This is a genomic window from Streptomyces sp. NBC_00310, assembly GCF_036208085.1.
GTDB lineage: Bacteria > Actinomycetota > Actinomycetes > Streptomycetales > Streptomycetaceae > Streptomyces.
Map to the genome: position 1 here is coordinate 8,164,215 of NZ_CP130714.1, position 18,074 is coordinate 8,182,288.

General features: G+C 71.9%; 13 protein-coding genes. 11 read left to right on the forward strand and 2 right to left on the reverse strand.

Going from position 1 to position 18,074, the window contains the following annotated elements; all coding sequences use genetic code 11:
• The first annotated feature begins 111 nt into the window (after positions 1-111).
• The 7 genes from OG202_RS35760 (at position 112) to OG202_RS35790 (ending at position 12,200) form a co-directional block, all read left to right on the forward strand.
• Entirely contained in the window at positions 112-2,364 is a 2,253-nt protein-coding gene (locus OG202_RS35760; protein ID WP_328224160.1) for a hypothetical protein, read from the forward strand.
• 127 nt (positions 2,365-2,491) lie between these two features.
• A complete protein-coding gene (locus OG202_RS35765) occupies positions 2,492-2,791 on the forward strand; it encodes a hypothetical protein (protein WP_326576361.1) in 300 nt (99 codons plus the stop codon).
• Between the two features lie 324 nt (positions 2,792-3,115).
• Entirely contained in the window at positions 3,116-3,712 is a 597-nt protein-coding gene (locus tag OG202_RS35770; protein WP_328224161.1) for a sigma-70 family RNA polymerase sigma factor, read from the forward strand.
• A complete protein-coding gene (locus tag OG202_RS35775) occupies positions 3,709-5,091 on the forward strand; it encodes a hypothetical protein (protein ID WP_328224162.1) in 1,383 nt (460 codons plus the stop codon). Before OG202_RS35770 ends, OG202_RS35775 begins: the two co-directional genes overlap by 4 nt.
• A 119-nt stretch (positions 5,092-5,210) precedes the next feature.
• Complete coding sequence (locus OG202_RS35780) at positions 5,211-9,845, forward strand: FtsK/SpoIIIE domain-containing protein (protein ID WP_328224163.1); 4,635 nt, start codon at positions 5,211-5,213, stop codon at positions 9,843-9,845.
• A gap of 86 nt (positions 9,846-9,931) precedes the next feature.
• Positions 9,932-11,458 carry a tRNA (N6-isopentenyl adenosine(37)-C2)-methylthiotransferase MiaB gene (miaB, locus tag OG202_RS35785; protein WP_326576353.1) on the forward strand — a complete coding sequence of 509 codons (1,527 nt, stop codon included), beginning with the start codon at positions 9,932-9,934 and terminating at the stop codon, positions 11,456-11,458.
• A 31-nt stretch (positions 11,459-11,489) separates the two neighbouring features.
• Positions 11,490-12,200 (forward strand): class III extradiol dioxygenase subunit B-like domain-containing protein, encoded by a 711-nt coding sequence (locus OG202_RS35790; protein WP_327727541.1) that lies wholly within the window; start codon positions 11,490-11,492, stop codon positions 12,198-12,200.
• A gap of 92 nt (positions 12,201-12,292) precedes the next feature.
• On the opposite strand, the gene OG202_RS35795 is transcribed toward OG202_RS35790, so the two are convergent.
• The gene (locus OG202_RS35795) at positions 12,293-12,592 is read right to left on the reverse strand and encodes an antitoxin (protein ID WP_327727540.1); all 300 of its coding nucleotides are present in this window, start codon (positions 12,590-12,592) and stop codon (positions 12,293-12,295) included.
• A gap of 23 nt (positions 12,593-12,615) precedes the next feature.
• Positions 12,616-12,921: a hypothetical protein gene (locus OG202_RS35800; RefSeq protein ID WP_327727539.1), complete on the reverse strand. Its 306-nt coding sequence runs from the start codon at positions 12,919-12,921 to the stop codon at positions 12,616-12,618.
• A gap of 181 nt (positions 12,922-13,102) precedes the next feature.
• Here OG202_RS35800 and miaA point away from each other — a divergent pair, with 181 nt between their 5' ends.
• From miaA to OG202_RS35820, 4 genes are all read left to right on the forward strand, one after another.
• Positions 13,103-14,041 (forward strand): tRNA (adenosine(37)-N6)-dimethylallyltransferase MiaA, encoded by a 939-nt coding sequence (miaA, locus tag OG202_RS35805; RefSeq protein WP_327727538.1) that lies wholly within the window; start codon positions 13,103-13,105, stop codon positions 14,039-14,041.
• Between the two features lie 102 nt (positions 14,042-14,143).
• Positions 14,144-14,674: a hypothetical protein gene (locus tag OG202_RS35810; protein ID WP_327727537.1), complete on the forward strand. Its 531-nt coding sequence runs from the start codon at positions 14,144-14,146 to the stop codon at positions 14,672-14,674.
• Positions 14,675-14,723: 49 nt separating this feature from the next.
• Positions 14,724-15,593 carry a diaminopimelate epimerase gene (gene dapF, locus OG202_RS35815; RefSeq protein ID WP_327727536.1) on the forward strand — a complete coding sequence of 290 codons (870 nt, stop codon included), beginning with the start codon at positions 14,724-14,726 and terminating at the stop codon, positions 15,591-15,593.
• A gap of 298 nt (positions 15,594-15,891) precedes the next feature.
• Positions 15,892-18,060: a RelA/SpoT family protein gene (locus tag OG202_RS35820; RefSeq protein WP_327727535.1), complete on the forward strand. Its 2,169-nt coding sequence runs from the start codon at positions 15,892-15,894 to the stop codon at positions 18,058-18,060.
• Positions 18,061-18,074 lie beyond the last annotated feature (14 nt).

Below are 18,074 nucleotides of genomic sequence, written 5' to 3' on the forward strand. Positions count from 1 at the left end.
AAATTTCTTTGAACCATCCGGACCCGTGTCCTCGTCTACAGGGCGACTCGACGCCGGACATGACGGTCGGCTCGCGACGACACGGCTGCTTCCGAAGAAAGGACGGCGGACATGGTGCGCGTCTCCTACGACTACGACCTGATGACCGTCCTCGCACGCCACCTGTGGCACCTCCGCGACGAACTGGACGTCACCTCGCAGACGGACAAGACGTTCACCGCGGGGGACATCGGCCCCCGCCGGGAGACCACCGAGGCGCTGGAGGACTTCTACGGCGCCTGGAAGAAGTCGTTCCGCGAGGGCTGGCAGGTCATGACCGACCTCGGGAACCTCCTCGACAAGGCGGGCAAGGCCTTCTACGACCAGGACGCCTCCCAGGCCGCCGGCGCCGCGCAGCAGGTCACCGCCCAGGTCCGCGGCGAGGCCGTGCGGCACAACGAGATGCGTAAGCAGAAGCTGAACGGCAAGCTCCGCGCGGACCAGGCCAGAAGGCTGGAGGCCGGCTACCGGACCCAGCAGGCGCGCCTGAAGAAGGAACAGGACGCCCTGGTCGAGAAGCGGCGGAAGTTCGACGAACAGACCGTGGCCCAGCAGAAGAGACAGGAAGAGCTCAACAGGGAGCAGGAGGAGCTCGCCAGGAAGCGGGAGCCCCTGCTGAAGCAGCAGGACGAACTCCAGGCCAGGCAGCAGCGGCTCTGGCAGGAGGAGAAGGAGCTCCTCAAGCAGCGCGAGGAGAAGCTCCAGGTCAAGCGGGACGAGCTGCAGAAGGAGTACGAGGCACTCCGTGAGGAACAGGAGCCCCTGCTGAAGCGGCAGGAGGAACTCCAGCTTCGGCAGCAGCAACTCTGGGCGGACGAGAAGGCCCTGCGCGCGGAGCAGGACGCGGCCATGGAGAAGAAGGTCACCGCCCTCGAACAGGAGCAGAAGGCCTACGACGCCAAACAGGACGGCCTCCGGGAACGGCAGGAAGCCCTCTATCGGGAACGCGAGACCCTGCTAGGCAAGGGGAACGCCACCCAGGCGGACCTCGACGCCTGGCAGCGCAAGCAGGACGCCCTGGGCAAGGAGCGGGACGCCCTGTGGGAGTCCGAGGGCAAGGGGCTCGCCGAGCGAGGGGACGCCCTGGAGCAGGAACAGCGCGACCAGGAGAAGGCGTTCGACCCGTTCCGTGAGCGGCAGAGGGAACTCGATGGCGAGCGGGACGCGCTGAGCCGCGCCCAGGAGCCCCTCACCGAGCGGCAGGACGGACTCCAGGCCAGGCAGAAGGACCTCTGGGCCCTGGAGAAGTCCACCCAGCAAGAGGTCGAGGACGCCGTGAAGGGGAAGCGCGACAGTCTGGACGCCGAACGCGCCGACCTCCAGACGCGGCTGGACCCCCTGGACCAGGAGTCGAAGGACCTCCAGGACCGCCAGAAGGATCTGTGGGACGACCAGTCGGACGACGAGGACACGCAGACCGCGCTGACCGAGGAGGAGAAGGCCCTCCAGCAACGGCAGCAGGACCTCCAGGACGGCTTCGGCGAGGAGTACGACAAGCTGCGCGAATGGGATCCGGATCGCGACCCCGACGTCGGCCGGCTCAGGGGAATGCGCGGTCAGCTGGACGATCTGCCCCCCGAGGCCTTCGTGCCCAAGGGCTACACCGTCGAGGACGCCAACAGCACCACCACGGTGTCGTACCAGCTCGACGAGAACGGCGAGATCAAGGTCGACAAGAACGGCGACCCCGTCGAGACGACGACCACCGTCACCAACAAGAACACGGGGCTGTCCTACTCCGAGACGTACCACGCGCTGGCCCAGGACGGTGACTCCGTGTCGACGATCCGCAGTTCCGACGGTTCCGTCACCAAGATCTACACGGATTCCTCCCCCGAGGGAGAAGCCGACGGGACCATGAGGCGCTACGTCACCGACGAGACCGGCCGGGACACCCTCCAGATCTGGACCAAGCGGCCCGGCGGCGACTGGGAGCTGACCCTGGACAAGGAGACCTACCTCAACTCCGACGCGGGTCAGGAGGATGCCCAGCAGAGGCTGGACAGGCCTCCCGCGTATCTCACGGTGGAGAACCCGCTCGTCGACGGCGACGGCCGCCCGTCCGCACCCGCCTCCGAGGGGACGGCGACCCAGGTGCAGGAGGGCGTCACCCGCACGAACTACACGGGCTCCGACGGTGCCGTCACGAAGGTCGTCACCAACGAGAACACCGGAACCCGCTTCGTGGCCGGCGCGAACGACGAGATCCAGGAGATCTGGCAGCGCCGCGGCGACGGGACCTGGTACCTGCGTGAATCCGTCACCCAGCACGAACGCTACGGCGACGAACCTCCCCTGGGGACGCTCGGCGAGAACTGGCGCTGACCCCCACCCGGCGTGTGACTCCTCCCGCGCCCCCCGAAGCTCCCTGCGCGCGTCCTTGGGCGCCGCCGGGTCCGTCGCGTACCGAACCGACCGGTGCGCGCCCAGGCAACAGAGAACGAGGTGCACCATGCCCAAGAACGTCATCGACGACGAGGAAGTCGAAGCAACGGCGAAGAAGCTCGACTCCGCGGTCAGCGACACGCTGGTCCCCCAGCTGTCCTCGCTGCAGGCCGACGTCGAGAACCTCCTCCAGGGAGGCCTGTTGCTGACGGCGACCAGCCCGAAGATGCAGACGTCCTACGCGAACTTCAACAAGTCGCTGACCGAGGCTGTGAACAACATCACGCAGTTCTCCAAGCAGTTCCGGGATGTCTGCAACGCCGTCAACAACCTGGACTCGCAGATCGCCGGCGGCATCCCCACCTGAGCCGGTCCCAGAGCGGGTTACCGACCGGAATCCCCCTCCGTCGGTATCCCTTCGACAGGGGCGCCGGTCCATCCCCCGGACCGGCGCCCTTGTCCGTGTTTTCGGACAACTCATCGGTAACCTCAGGTTCCTCTCAGGAACCCTTGAAAGCTGCAGAACGACTCATAGACTCCCTCTTGCGGAACCTCACGTTCCACCCGTGAATCGTGAGGTCACCCCGGGTATCCGTGCTCATCCCTGCCCAGCAACGCCGCGTTCGCGGCGCCCGACCGGACCGGTGCAGAAGATCCACGCCGGCCTTGGGGGACATCTATGAGAACGCCCATGCCCACTCCCGTTCCGGGGAGTGCTCCGGCCTCCGGTGAAGCACCGCCCTCCGGCGAAGCACCGCCCTCCGGCGAAGCGACCCTCTCCGGCGACGGCTCCATTCGCAGGCTCTACGAAGAGCACCACGGTCCGCTTCTCCGCTACGTGTCCGGTCTGCTGCGCGGCGACCGGCAGCGGGCCGAGGACTTCGTCCAGGAGACCCTGGTACGCGCATGGCTGAGCACCGAAGACCAGCCGCCGGGCTGGTCGCCGTCCCGGGCCTGGCTGATGAGGGTGGCGCACAACCTGGTGATCGACTGGGCCCGGCGCGAGCGGCCGCACGCCGAGATCCAGCACGAACACACCTTGGAGCAGCACGCCGAGACCGTGGACCCGATGAGCCAGGCCGTCCAGCGCCGCTTCCTGGTCCACGCCCTCTCCCGGCTCTCGCACCCCCACCGCGAGGTGCTCTTCTACGTCTACGTCCTCGGCTGCACCGGCCCCGACGCCGCCGACGCCCTGGGCATACCCCCGGGCACGGTGAAGTCCCGCACCCATCACGCGATACGGGAGCTGCGCCGCCGCCACCCGCAGCACACGCTGGCGGCGGCATGACCCCGGCCGCCGCGGCGAGCCTCGGCCCGGCCACGTCCGGCCCGAGCGCGCCCGGCCCGGCGTACGGCTCGGTCATCGCGCTGGGGAAGCCCAACGACTCGCTGCTCACGGTCGTCATCGTGGCCGTGGTCGTCCTGCTGCTGCTCATTCCGCTGCTGCGGCACCTGATCCGCAGACGGGGCGGCTGGCGGCGCTTCCGCCGCGGCGTCGGCCGTGAGCTGACCCTGACCCGGCGGGCGTTCGGTGAACCGCTGCGTACCTACCGGCGCCACCGTCGCGGCGTACGGGCCCTGGCCCGTCAACTGTCCGACCCCCGAGGCGCCCTGCTCGTACGACGGCTGCTGGACGGGGCCGCGGCGGCGCTGGCCGACGCGCCCGGAGCGGTTCCGCACGCCGTGCGGACGGAACCCGGGCGCGCGGCCGTGCAGATCGCCGCCCGCCCGCTGCCCGAACCGCCCGCCCCCTGGGAGCCGTCCGACGAGCCGGGCCCGCAGCGCTGGGAGCTTCCCCTCACGGAGGCGGACACGCTGCCGCAGGGCCGGCCCCGCGCCGGGGCGCACCTCCGTCCCCTGCCGGTCGCCATCGGCATGGCGGACGACGCCTGCGTCCACCTCGATCTGGCCGCCGGACCGGGCCTGATCACCGTCGAGGGCGACGCAGCCGCCCGGGGCCGGCTGCTCCAGGCGCTGGCCGCGCAGCTGGACCGGCCCGGCAGCGGGGCCTCGGTCTCCGTCACGGACGGAGTTCATCCGCAGTACCCGGGGCAGCGGCTCGACGCCCTGCTGCGCTCCCTGGAAGAGGCGGCCGAGGCGCACGAAGAGACCGAAGGCGCCGGAGAGTTCGACGAGTCCGGTCGCGCCGACACACCCGTGGTCGTCTGCGCGGCCCCCGGCCCGGAACAGGCGCGGCGGCTGAGCGCCCTCGCCGCCTCGGGCGCCGTCGTCTGCCTGATCGACGGCCGGGTGGCGGGGCACAGCTGGGCCCTGCGGGTCGACGGACGCGGCCGGGTGGTCGCGCCCGAACTGGGGCTGGACGCGGACTCGGCCCCGCTGGGCGGAGCCGTCGCCGCCGCCGTCCGGGCGGACCGGCGTCGGCTGCGACGCGAGTCGGCCCCGCGCCGGGGCGCACCCACCCGGCAGCGGCCCCGCACCCGGGAAAGCCGACCGCACGAACTCGAGGAATCCCTCCGAGAGGAATCCCTCCACCTCGTGGAAACCCAGGCACTCGAGGTGGCGGAGGTCCTCCAGGAGGAGCCACCGAGGTCCCCCCTCCGGACCACGGCCCCCGCCCGGACCACCACCGGATCCGACCTGCTGGCCGAACCGGCCACCGCCCGGGACCACAGCACCGCGGCCTCCTCCGGCACACGGGAGGACTGACGCCTGTCGCAGGGGCCCCCGACCCTCGCGACCGGCCCCCGACCCTCGCGACCGGCCCCCGGCCCGGCCCGCCACACCGCACCCGAACCGCCCACCCCCGAGCCACCCCAAGGGGAGAAGTGAAACTCCTCATCACCACGGTCGCCGCCGGCGACGCCACCGGCCGCCAGGACGTCCTGTTGAGCGCGTCCGGAAGCACCCCCGTCGAGGACGTCGCGGCGCATCTGGCCCGGCTGCGCGCCGGTGACACCGACGAGACCGGCGCCTTGCCCGCCGCCCCGGGACCGGCCCCGGCCTGCTACCTGGGCGACGAGCCCCTCGCCCCGGGCACCCCGCTGGCCGCCACCCGCCTGATGGACGGCAGCGTCGTCGCCCTCGGCGGCCCGCAGCGGGCCCCCGCCTCCGCCTACGGCCCCGAACGCGACGCCATGCCGCAGCCGCACCGGGCGGACCACTCACCGGTGGTCGAACTCCAGGTGGTGGGCGGCCCGGACGCCGGACGGGTCCACCCGCTGGGCCTCGGCACCCACGGCATCGGCCCGCTGGCGGACGCGGCCGTCCTGCTCGACGGCCGGGGCATGCCGGGCGAGGGCATCCGGGTGACCGTACGCCCGGACGGATCGGCCATCGTGGAACTGCCCGAGGGCGGCCCGGCACGGCTGTCCGTGCCGGAACCGCCGGAGCACCGGGGGAGGCCCAACACCCCGCTGCTGCCGCTCGCGGAGCAGGACGAGGAGGACGACGAGCCGCTGGACGCCGCCGACGGCAGCGCGGAACTCCCCGACGGCTGGGTGCTCTGGCCCGTCGGAGCGGAGCTGTCCGTCGGCGCGTACCTGCTGCGGCTGGCCGAACCGACCTCCCGGGACGCCGCGGTGGTGCCCTCCGAGGGCGGGGGCGGCCTGGACTACAACCGGCCGCCGCGCATGCTGCCGCATCTGGCGCCCGAGCGGTTCCGGCTGCCCGGACCGCCCGATCCCCCCGGACGCAGGCCGATTCCGCTGCTCGTGGCCCTCGCCCCGATGGTCTTCGGCGTCAGCATGATGTTCTTCCTGAACTCGTACTTCTATCTGATCTTCATGTTCCTGTCGCCGGTGCTGATCGCCGCGAACTACGTCAGCGGACGACGTCAGGCCCGCAAGGACTACGAGGAGAAGTCGAGCGTCTACCGGCAGCGCCGGGCCTCGCTGGAGGAGGACGTCCGGCAGAAGGTCGCCACCGAACGGCGGCTGCGCACCGAGAGCGCGCCCGACCCCGCCGTGGCCGGACTCTGGGCGGTCGGCCCCGGCCGCAGGCTGTGGGAACGGCGCCGGGGCGACCCGGACCACCTGGCCCTGCGCATCGGCACCGCCCCGCAGCCGTCCCTGCTCGGCATCGACGACACCGCCCGCGAGGACAACCACACCGCCGTCCACTGGACGATCCCGGACGCCCCGGTCGGCGTCGACCTCGTCGAGAGCGGCGTGGTGGGCGTGGCCGGAGCGACCGGCCCGGTGCAGGCGTTGGCCCGCTGGATGACGGCCCAGGCCGCCGTCCTGCACACCCCGCGCGACCTGCGGATCGTCGTCCTCACCGACAAGGCCGCGCAGGACTCCTGGCACTGGGCGCGCTGGCTGCCCCACTCCCGCGACGGTCTGCCCGGTATCCGCGGCGGCGCGGTCACCCTGATCGGCAACGACCCGGAGACGGTCGCCAACCGCGTGGCCGAACTGGTCTCCACCCTGCGCACCCGGCAGCGGGCCGCCGAGTCCACCATGAGCAAGGCGCTGCTCAGCGAACCGGACGTCCTCGTGGTGATGGACGGCGCCCGGCGCCTGCGCGACGTACCCGGCGTGGTCTCGATCCTCAAGGAGGGCCCGGCCGTCCGGATCTTCCCGCTCTGCCTGGACCAGGAGGAACGCCTCCTGCCCGAGGAGTGCACCGCCGTGGTCCGCCACGAGAACCACCGGCTGACCCTGCGCCGCACCGGACAGCCCGACGTCACCGACATCCGCCCCGACCTGGTCGAACCCGAGTGGTGCGAGCGCGTGGCCCGGGGCATCGCCCCGATCCGCGACGTCACCCCGGACGCCTCCGAGGGCCTGCCCACCAGGGTCGGGCTCCTGGAACTCCTCGGCCTGCCCGAGCCGAGCGGCGAGCAGATAGCCGCCCGTTGGGAGCGGCGGCCCGCCTCCACCGGCGTCCTGCTGGGCGCCGGCTACGACGGCCCCGTAGCCTTCGACCTGGTCAAGGACGGGCCGCACGGCCTGGTCGCCGGAACCACCGGCTCCGGCAAGTCCGAACTGCTGCAGACCTTCGTGGCCACGCTCGCCGCCGTCAACCGGCCCGACGAACTCACCTTCGTCCTCGTCGACTACAAGGGCGGCAGCGCCTTCAAGGACTGCGTCGACCTGCCGCACACCCTCGGCATGGTCACCGACCTCGACAGCCACCTGGTCCAGCGCGCGCTCACCTCGCTCTCGGCGGAACTGACCCGCCGCGAGCACATCCTGGCCGAGGCCGGCGCCAAGGACCTGCCCGAGTACCAGGGCATGCGCCGCCGCACCCCCGCACTCGCGCCCGTGCCCCGGCTGGTCATCGTCATCGACGAGTTCGCCACCCTCTACCGGGAGATCCCCGACTTCATCCCCGGCCTGGTGAGCATCGCCCAGCGCGGCCGGTCCCTCGGCATCCACCTGGTCCTGGCCACCCAGCGCCCGGCCGGTGTGGTCAGCTCCGACATCCGGGCCAACACCAACCTGCGCATCGCGCTCCGGGTCACCGACGCCGCCGAGAGCATGGACGTCATCGACACCAAGGACGCCGTCAGCATCTCCCCGGCCACCCCCGGCCGGGCCCTGGCCCGCCTCGGCCACGGCACCGTCGTCCCCTTCCAGACCGCGTACGCGGGCACCCCGCTGCCCGGCGCCGAGCCGGCCCCGGGGCCCCACGAGCAGCGGCCCGCGGAGGAGCCCCGCGTCCAGGGCACCGCACTGCACTGGCAGCGCCTCGGCCGCGCCGCCGGCCTGCCCGGCACGGCGGACTCGGACCTGGGAGGTGACCCGGCGACGGACACGGCGGGCGAGGAGGGCCCCACCGACCTCAACGCCCTGGTGGCGGCGGTCTCGGAGGCGGCACGGCTCACCGGATGCGCCCCGCAGCCCAGCCCCTGGCTCCCGGCCCTCGGCCAGAACCTCCTGATCGACGACCTGCCCCAGCCCGACGAGACCGGCGGCGCCCGCCTGGCCCCGGTCTCCTGGGGTCTGTCGGACCTGCCCGAGGCACAGGCCCAGCTGCCCGTCCGACTGGACTTCGCCGAGTTCGGACACCTGTACGTCATCGGCATCCCGCGCTCCGGCCGCAGCCAGGTGCTCCGCACCATGGCCGGTGCCCTCGCCCGGGGTCACTCCAGCGCCGACGTCCACCTCTACGGCATCGACTTCGCCGGCGGCGCCCTCACCGCGCTCGGCGTGCTGCCGCACTGCGGTGCCGTCGTGCCCCGCGGCGACATCGAGAGGCTGGAGCGGCTGTTCGCCCGGCTCGACGGGGAACTGGAACGCCGTCAGGAACTCCTCACCGAGCGGCACGCAGGCAACCTCACCGAACTCCGCGAGTCGGGCGGCACCGGCGCCCGTCCGCCGCACATCATGCTGTTCATCGACGGCTGGGACGCGCTGATCGAGGCCGTCGCCGACCACAACGGCGGCCGCCTGGTGGAACAGCTCAACCGGCTCCTGCGCGAGGGCGCCGCCGCGGGCCTGCACGTCGTCGCCACCTCCGAACGCGCCCTGCTCTCCGGCCGGGCCACCGCCCTCAACGACAACAAACTGCTGCTGCGTCTGAACGACAAGACCGACTACCACGCCGTCGGCAAGCGGGCGCGCGACGTCCCCGACCTCGTCCTGCCCGGCCGCGGCTTCACCTCCGACGGCGGCACCGAGATCCAGGTGGCCCTGCTCGCCCCCGGCGCCACCGGCCAGGAGCAGGCCGAGGCACTGCGCCGGATCGGCGCCGAGGCCACCCGCCGCGACGCCGGACTCCCGGCCGACCGCCGGCCCGCCCGCATCGGCACCCTGCCGGTGAAGGTCACCTTCACGGACGCGTACGAGAAGGTGGGGGAGGAGTTCCGCCGGCCGATGTGGGGCCTGCTGGGCCTCGGCGGCGACGACGTCTCCCCGGTGGGCGTGGACTTCGCGGACACCGCCCCCACCTTCTCGGTCGTCGGTCCGCCCGGCTCCGGCCGCAGCACCACCCTGGCCGCCCTGGCCGTCTCGCTGCTCGCCTCCGGCACCCGCCTGGTGATCCTCGCCCCCCGCGAGTCGCCGCTGCGCACCCTCGGTGGCCATCCCGGCGTACGGCTGATCACCGCGACGGAACCCACCGTCGAGGAGTTCACCGGGGCCCTGGAATCCGGCGGCGGACCCCGGGTGGTCATGGTGGACGACGCCGACCTGTTCGTCCTGCCGGACATCGACCAGAACCTGCGCTCCCTGGCCCAGTCCGGCAGGGACCACGGCATCGGCATCGTCATCGCCGCCACCGCGGAGACCATGACGGGCGCGATGGGCTGGCTCAGCGCCCTGAAACGGCACCGCAAGGGCGTCCTCCTCGGCCCGCAGAGCATCCTGGAGGGCGACTTCGTCGGCGCCCGCCTCGCCCACGCCCACCTGCGCGGCGGCCGCAAACCCGGCCGGGGCCTCACCGTCGACCAGCGCACCGGCGAACTGATCAACGTGCAGATCCCGCAGACCGTGCTCGACGCGGACGAACACGACTGACGCGGACGACACGACGGCCTGATCCGGCCGAGAGACCGCAGCGCCTGGGGACGAGGGCTCCCCGGGCGCTGCCTTACGCTTACGGAGTGACCAACAGCAGCGACCGGAGTCAGGCAGTGGGCGTCAAGACATACGAAGTGCGTACTTATGGATGTCAGATGAACGTCCACGACTCCGAGCGCTTGTCCGGCCTCCTGGAGGACGCCGGATACGTGCGCGCGCCCGAGGACGCCGGCGAGGGCAACGCCGACGTCGTCGTTTTCAACACCTGCGCCGTCCGGGAGAACGCCGACAACCGCCTCTACGGCAACCTCGGGCGTCTCGCCCCGATGAAGACCGCCCGCCCCGGCATGCAGATCGCCGTCGGCGGCTGTCTGGCGCAGAAGGACCGGGACACCATCGTCAAGAAGGCGCCCTGGGTGGACGTCGTCTTCGGCACCCACAACATCGGCAAGCTGCCCGTCCTGCTGGAGCGCGCCCGCGTCCAGGACGAGGCGCAGGTCGAGATCGCCGAGTCCCTGGAGGCCTTCCCCTCCACGCTGCCGACCCGCCGCGAGAGCGCCTACGCCGCCTGGGTCTCGATCTCCGTCGGCTGCAACAACACCTGCACGTTCTGCATCGTCCCGGCCCTGCGCGGCAAGGAGAAGGACCGCCGCACCGGCGACATCCTCGCCGAGATCGAGGCCCTGGTCGGCGAGGGCGTCTGCGAGATCACCCTGCTCGGCCAGAACGTCAACGCGTACGGCTCCGACATCGGCGACCGCGAGGCGTTCAGCAAGCTGCTGCGGGCCTGCGGCACGATCGAGGGCCTGGAGCGCGTCCGCTTCACCTCCCCCCACCCGCGCGACTTCACCGACGACGTGATCGCCGCCATGGCCGAGACGCCGAACGTGATGCCGCAGCTTCACATGCCGCTCCAGTCCGGCTCGGACACGGTCCTCAAGGCGATGCGCCGCTCGTACCGCCAGGAGCGCTACCTCGGGATCATCGAGAAGGTCCGCGCCTCCATCCCGCACGCGGCGATCACCACCGACATCATCGTGGGCTTCCCCGGCGAGACCGAGGAGGACTTCGAGCAGACGATGCACGTGGTCCGCGAGGCCCGCTTCACCCAGGCCTTCACCTTCCAGTACTCCAAGCGCCCCGGCACGCCCGCGGCCACCATGGAGGACCAGATCCCCAAGGCGGTCGTCCAGAAGCGCTACGAGCGCCTCGTCGCCCTCCAGGAGGAGATCTCCTGGGAGGAGAACAAGAAGCAGGTCGGCCGCACCCTGGAACTGATGGTCGCCGAGGGCGAGGGCCGCAAGGACGGCGCCACGCACCGTCTCTCCGGCCGCGCCCCCGACAACCGCCTGGTCCACTTCACCAAGCCCGACCGGGAGGTGCGCCCCGGTGACGTCGTGACCGTCGAGATCACGTACGCCGCCCCGCACCACCTCCTCGCCGAGGGCGCCGTCCTCGACGTACGGCGCACCCGCGCGGGCGACGCCTGGGAGAAGCGGAACGCCGCGCCCGCGGAGAAGGCGGCGGGTGTCCTGCTGGGGCTGCCGAAGATCGGAGTGCCGGAGCCGCTGCCGGTGGCGACCACGGGTGGCTGCGGCGTCGGGCAGTAGCGGGTTCGGCGCAGAAGTTACCCTGCGGATCATGCTTGTAGCCGCCGCCGTCTGTCCCTGTCCTCCGCTGCTCGTGCCCGAGGTCGCCGCGGGGGCCGCGCCCGAGCTGGCCGCTGCTCGGGACGCCTGTGCGGATGCGCTCGGGGTGCTCGCCGCCGCCCGGCCCGACCGGCTGGTGGTCGTGGGCGCCGCCGAACACGACGGGCCGTACCCGGAGGGCTCACGCGGCTCGTTCCGGGGCTTCGGCGTGGACCTCGACGTCCGCCTGGGGCGCGGTGGTGACACGGCGTCCCCGGAAGCCCGGCTGCCCGCCTCCCTCGCCGTCGCCGCTTGGCTGCTCGAACGCACCGGCCGGGCCGACGCTCCCTTGGAAGGGCTCGGCGTGGCGGAACCGATCGCCGCCGAGCGGTGTATCCACATCGGACGGGACATCGCCGGGTCGGCCGAGCGGGTGGCCCTGCTGGTGATGGGCGATGCCAGCGCGTGCCGCACCCTCAAGGCCCCGGGGTATCTGGACGACCGCGCGGCCGGCTTCGACGCGCGGGTCGCGCGGGCGCTCGCCGACGCCGACATCGCGGCCCTGAAGGCCCTGGACACCCAGCTCGCGCGCGAGCTGAAGGCATCCGGCCGCGCCCCCTGGCAGATCCTGGCGGGAGCCGCCGAGGACGCCGGCCTGGCCGGCAGCCTGCTGTACGACGACGCGCCGTACGGGGTGGGCTACCTGGTGGCCACCTGGTCGTAGACGGAACACGGCTGGTCGAACACGGCTGGTCGAACACGGCGGACGGCCGGGAGCGTGAGGCGCTCCGCAGCCGTCCGGCGATGTGAACCTGTTCAGGAAGCCGGAGGCGGTGGTGTCGTGCCGCCGCCCGGTGACGGGGGTGTGTGGCCACCGCCCGCGGGCGGGGGCGTGTGACCGCCGTCGTCGTGGTGCGCGAGTCGGTCCATGGCGTGCTTGGCCTTGCCCGTGCCCGACTGGATCTTGCCGCTGTACTTGCCCTTGGTCTTCTTGTCGACCGTGTGCGCGGCCTTGTCGAGCCCGTGATGGATCTTGACCTCGTACTTCTGTGCGAGGTGCGAGACCTTGTCCTTGGCCGGGGAGAGTTTGGATCTCAAGTTATCCAGCAGACTCATGGTTCACCTTCCCGCGCGGGCAGTCACTTGCGGGCGCTCTCGCCGGCCTCGTTGTCGGCCGCCTGGTCGGCGGTCTGTTGCTTGGGGATCTCCACGTCGTCCCCCGCGTCGACGGTCTCCGCCGCGGACTCGGCCCCCTCGTCCTCGGCCTTGGCCTCGGCCTTGACCTCGGTTTTGGTCTCGGCCTCGGCCTCCGGCCGGGTGGCCTCGGTGGATTCCTTCGCCTCGCCCGACTCCTCCGCCTCGGTCTGGGCGGTCGGCTCGGTCGCCGTCACGGCGGCCTCTTCCGTGTCCTTCGCCTTGCGACGGAACAGTGAAAAAACGCCCATATCAACCTCAATGCTAATCATGCGGGCTAATTCCCGCGCTCTCCCGGAGCGTCCCATTGCGTCACCCGGGTCGCCGGCACTCGAAACCGGCGCATCGCACTCGCAACACGCAACGACCCCGGCTCCCCCGCGTCACGTAGCTCGTTCGAGAAGAGGCCCCGACCTTTGCGAGACTGGGGCGGTGAGTAGCGCAGTTCCCCCTCCACGAGTCATCGCCGTCGTCGGACCGACCGCGGCCGGAAAGTCCGATCTGGGCGTCTTCCTCGCGCAGCGCCTCGGCGGCGAGGTGATCAACGCCGATTCCATGCAGCTCTACCGGGGGATGGACATCGGCACCGCCAAGCTGACCCCCGAGGAGCGGGACGGAGTCCCGCACCACCTCCTGGACATCTGGGACGTCACGGCCGCCGCCAGCGTCGCCGAGTACCAGCGGCTCGCCCGCGCCCGCATCGACGCCCTCCTCGCCGAGGGCCGCTGGCCGATCCTGGTGGGCGGCTCCGGGCTGTACGTCCGGGGGGCCGTCGACAACCTGGAGTTCCCCGGCACCGACCCCGAGGTCCGCGCCCGGCTGGAGGAGGAGCTGACGCTGCGCGGCTCGGGCGCGCTGCACGCCCGGCTCGCCGCCGCCGACCCCGAGGCCGCCCACGCGATCCTGCCCAGCAACGGCCGTCGTATCGTCCGTGCCCTCGAAGTGATCGAGATCACCGGAAAGCCGTTCACGGCCAACCTCCCGGGCCATGACTCCGTCTACGACACCGTCCAGATCGGCGTCGACGTGGCGCGCCCCGAACTCGACGAGCGCATCACCCGCCGCGTCGACCGCATGTGGGACGCCGGACTGGTCGAAGAAGTGCGCTCCCTGGAGGCGCAGGGGTTGCGCGAGGGGCGCACGGCGTCGCGTGCGCTCGGCTACCAGCAGGTCCTCGCGGCACTCGCCGGGCAGTGCACCATGGACGAGGCGCGGATCGAGACCGTGCGTGCCACCAAGCGCTTCGCGCGCCGTCAGGATTCGTGGTTCAGGCGCGACCCCCGGGTGCATTGGCTCAAGGGGGGTCTCGCCGACCTGACGGAACTCCCGCAGCTCGCACTGGCGTTGGTCGAACGACCGGTCACAGCCTGATCACGTCATGGCATCGGCTCGCCCCGGCGGTCATCCCGGCCTCCGAGGGCGTGCCATCATCGAGCTTCGATCGACCAAGTGGAGTCCGAGTTGGGAGGGCGCGTGGCGATGGAGGCCAGCCCTCGCGACACCGCACAAGGCGCGGAGCACGGCACCGCGGAGGACACGGAACAGCTGGTTACCGAGGGGTACGCACTGGATCCCGACGGCTACCCGCTGAGCCCCGACGGTCCGGAGGACCAGACTCCCGGTGGCGTGAGCGACGACGGACCGGAACCCGACGAGATGTCCGGGCCGGAGGTCGAGGTCGAGCTGCGCCCCCAGCGCAGACTGCGGCTCTGGCAGCTCGCGCCCATCGTGGGCCTCGCCGCGGTCGGCTCCCTGATGTTCGCCTTCCCGCTCGCCTTCGAGTTCGGGGACGGTGGCGCCGTGGTCGCCATGCTCGGTCTGCTGATCTGCGCCACCGCGGCCGGCTGGGGCATGATGGCCGCCCGCCGGGTCGGTTACACGTGGCCCGGCCTGCCCCAGCGGGGCTCCGGCCGCCGCCCCGACTGGCGCCTCGTCCTCGCCTACGCCCTGGTCCTCGCCGCGGTGGCCTTCCTGGCCGTGTGGCGGGTGGCCCGGCTCCGCTGAGGCCCCGCTCCCCGGACACGCTGTCGTACGCAGCCCGTACGATCGAGGGATGAGCACGCGGATCGCCTTCCTCAAGGGGCACGGGACCGAGAACGACTTCGTGATCGTCCCGGACCCCGAGAACGTCATCGACCTCTCCCCGGCCGCCGTCGCCGCCCTGTGCGACCGCCGTGCGGGCATCGGCGGCGACGGCGTGCTGCACGTCGTACGGTCCGCCGCGCACCCCGAGGCGAAGGGGCTGGCGGCCGAGGCGGAGTGGTTCATGGACTACCGCAACGGCGACGGCTCGATCGCCGAGATGTGCGGCAACGGCGTCCGCGTCTTCGCCCGCTACCTCCTGCACGCCGGTCACATCACCGAGGGCGACCTCGCCGTCGCCACGCGCGGGGGCGTGAAGAAGGTCCACATCGACAAGGACGGCGACGTCACGGTCGGCATGGGCGGTGCCCGCCTCCCCGAAGGAGACGTCACGGTGAGCGTCGGCGAGCACAGCTGGCCCGCGCGCAACGTGAACATGGGCAACCCGCACGCGGTCGCCTTCGTGGACGACCTCGCGCAGGCGGGCGACCTGCTCTCCCCGCCGCCCTTCAGTCCGGCCGCCGCCTACCCGGACGGCGTCAACGTCGAGTTCGTCGTCGACCGGGGCCCCCGCCACGTGGCGATGCGGGTCCACGAGCGCGGCTCCGGCGAGACCCGCTCCTGCGGCACCGGCGCGTGCGCCGTCGCCGTGGCCGCCGCCCGCCGGGACGGCGCCGACCCCGCCGTCACGGGCACCCCGGCGACGTACACCGTCGACGTGCCCGGCGGCACGCTCGTGATCACCGAGCGGACCGACGGCGAGATCGAGATGACCGGCCCCGCGGTGATCGTCGCCGAGGGCGAGATCGACGCCAAGTGGCTGGAAAACGCGGCGCGTTGAGGTGTGGTAGGGCTTGATATGGCGGTGTCCGGAGCGCGGGCGCCGTATGCATCCAAGCCCACGGTGCGTTCAGGGGTGCGAATCCATGGCACACCCCGGGCGGGGTGGCTCGAAACCGTAAACCTCAGGACCTTCGCTCGAATGGGTGATCCGTTTCACGCTCGGCGAGAGGCGGTCGGACGGGCGTGATGGGCTCGGTAGCATCAAGCACCGGCACGGACGGGGGAACCACACGATCCCCTGAGCCGCCGCACGCCATGGGGCACCCGTCCGCCGGTCCACGCAGCCGGAGGTGCCCATGAGCGCGGAGGCCACGAACCCCGCCGTATCGCCCGCCCCTGCGCCGCCACCAGCGCACCGCAGGAAGGGCCGACCTCGTATCGACCTGCGCCGTCTGGGCCGCGCCGCACTCATGGGACCGACGACCCGCGACCGGTTTCCCGACGCGATCAGCCATGTCGCCGAGGCGCACCGCGCCCACCACCCCGACGCCGATCTGGAGCCGCTGCGCCGCGCGTACGTCCTCGCCGAGTCCTCGCACCGCGGCCAGATGCGCAAGAGCGGTGAGCCGTACATCACCCATCCGCTCGCCGTGACGCTGATCCTCGCGGAACTCGGCGCGGAGACAACGACCCTGACGGCCTCTCTGCTCCATGACACCGTCGAGGACACGGATGTGACCCTCGATCAGGTGCGCGAGGAGTTCGGCGAGGAGGTGCGTTATCTCGTCGACGGCGTCACGAAGTTGGAGAAGGTCGACTACGGAGCCGCCGCCGAGCCCGAGACCTTCCGCAAGATGCTCGTCGCCACCGGCAACGACGTCCGGGTGATGTCCATCAAACTCGCCGACCGGCTGCACAACATGCGCACCCTCGGCGTGATGCGCCCCGAGAAGCAGGAACGCATCGCCAAGGTCACCCGGGACGTGCTGATCCCGCTTGCCGAACGGCTCGGCGTCCAGGCACTCAAGACCGAGTTGGAGGACCTCGTCTTCGCGATCCTCCACCCCGAGGAGTACACGCACACCCGCGACCTCATCACGGAGAACGCCGCGCGGGAGCCCGACCCGCTCGCCGAGATCTCCGACGAGGTGCGCGGCGTTCTGCGCGAGGCGGGCATCCAGGCCGAAGTCCTCATAAGGCCGCGCCACTTCGTCTCCCTGCACCGGGTCTCCCGCAAACGCGGACAACTGCGCGGCTGCGACTTCGGACGGCTCCTGGTCCTCGTCAACGAGGACGCCGACTGCTACGCGGTCCTCGGCGAACTGCACACCTGCCTCACGCCCGTGGTCTCGGAGTTCAAGGACTTCATCGCCGTACCGAAGTTCAACCTGTACCAGTCGCTGCACACCGCGGTCGCCCGAGGGGACGGCCAGGTCGCCGAAGTCCTCATCCGCACGCACCAGATGCACAAGGTCGCCGAGGCCGGTGTCGTCGCGCTGGGCAATCCGTACGCCCCTCCGTCGGAGGACCAGACCGACGGCCGGCGGCCCGACGGCGAGGGCGAGCGCATCGACCCCACCCGCCCCGGCTGGCTCTCCCGGCTCCTCGACTGGCAGGAGGCGGCACCGGACGCGGACATGTTCTGGTCGACCCTGCGCGAGGATCTCGCCCAGGACCGCGAGATCACCGTGTTCCGGCCCGACGGAGGCACCTTGGGGCTTCCCGAGGGCTCCAGTTGCGTGGACGCGGCGTACGCGCAGTACGGCGAGGACGCGCACGCCTGCATCGGGGCGCGCGTCAACGGCCGCCTGGCGAGGCTGAGCACGGTCCTGAAGGACGGCGACACCGTCCAGCTCCTCATGGGCCAGGACCCGGCCTCCGAGCCCTCCAGAGAGTGGCTGGAACACGCCCACACACCCGGCGCGCGCATCGCCATCCAGCGCTGGCTCGCCACCCACCCCTCGCCCGCCGCCGACGACGACCACGAGGAGCGCGACGGCACACGCAAGGACGAGACGCCCGCCCTCCGCCCCGCCCTCGACGAGCCCGCCGCCACCTCCGACACCGTCGGCGCCGTGGTCGTCGTCGACAGACCCGAGGCGACCGTACGTCTCGCCGGCTGCTGTACGCCCGTACCGCCCGACGAGGTCACCGGGTTCGCCGTCCGCGGGGGAGTGGTGACCGTGCACCGCGTCGAATGCGCCGCCGTGACGCGCATGAAGGGCCTGGGACGTCCGGAGATCGAGGTGAGTTGGGGGGACACCACCGAGTTCCGGGTCACCCTCGTCGCCGAGTCCTTCCAGCGGCCCCACCTGCTCGCCGACCTCACCGAGGCCATCGCCCTGGAGGGCGTCGCCATCGTCTCCGCCACCGTCGAACCTCCCACCCAGCAGCGCGTCCGCCACACCTACACACTGCAACTCCCGGACGCCGCCCACCTCCCCGGCCTGATGCGCGCCATGCGGAACGTGCCGGGCGTCTACGACGTGGGCCGGGCCCAGCACCAGGCGGCGGCCGCGCACTGACCCGGGCGGACACC

Excerpts from the sequence above, each read along its gene's own strand:
- OG202_RS35790 (WP_327727541.1), top strand. The coding sequence starts at position 11,490 with ATGCTTGTAGCCGCCGCCGTCTGTCCCTGTCCTCCGCTGCTCGTGCCC.
- dapF (WP_327727536.1), top strand. The coding sequence starts at position 14,724 with ATGAGCACGCGGATCGCCTTCCTCAAGGGGCACGGGACCGAGAACGAC.
- OG202_RS35775 (WP_328224162.1), top strand. The coding sequence starts at position 3,709 with ATGACCCCGGCCGCCGCGGCGAGCCTCGGCCCGGCCACGTCCGGCCCG.
- OG202_RS35800 (WP_327727539.1), bottom strand. The coding sequence starts at position 12,921 with ATGGGCGTTTTTTCACTGTTCCGTCGCAAGGCGAAGGACACGGAAGAG.
- OG202_RS35795 (WP_327727540.1), bottom strand. The coding sequence starts at position 12,592 with ATGAGTCTGCTGGATAACTTGAGATCCAAACTCTCCCCGGCCAAGGAC.
- OG202_RS35765 (WP_326576361.1), top strand. The coding sequence starts at position 2,492 with ATGCCCAAGAACGTCATCGACGACGAGGAAGTCGAAGCAACGGCGAAG.
- OG202_RS35820 (WP_327727535.1), top strand. The coding sequence starts at position 15,892 with ATGAGCGCGGAGGCCACGAACCCCGCCGTATCGCCCGCCCCTGCGCCG.
- OG202_RS35770 (WP_328224161.1), top strand. The coding sequence starts at position 3,116 with ATGCCCACTCCCGTTCCGGGGAGTGCTCCGGCCTCCGGTGAAGCACCG.
- OG202_RS35760 (WP_328224160.1), top strand. The coding sequence starts at position 112 with ATGGTGCGCGTCTCCTACGACTACGACCTGATGACCGTCCTCGCACGC.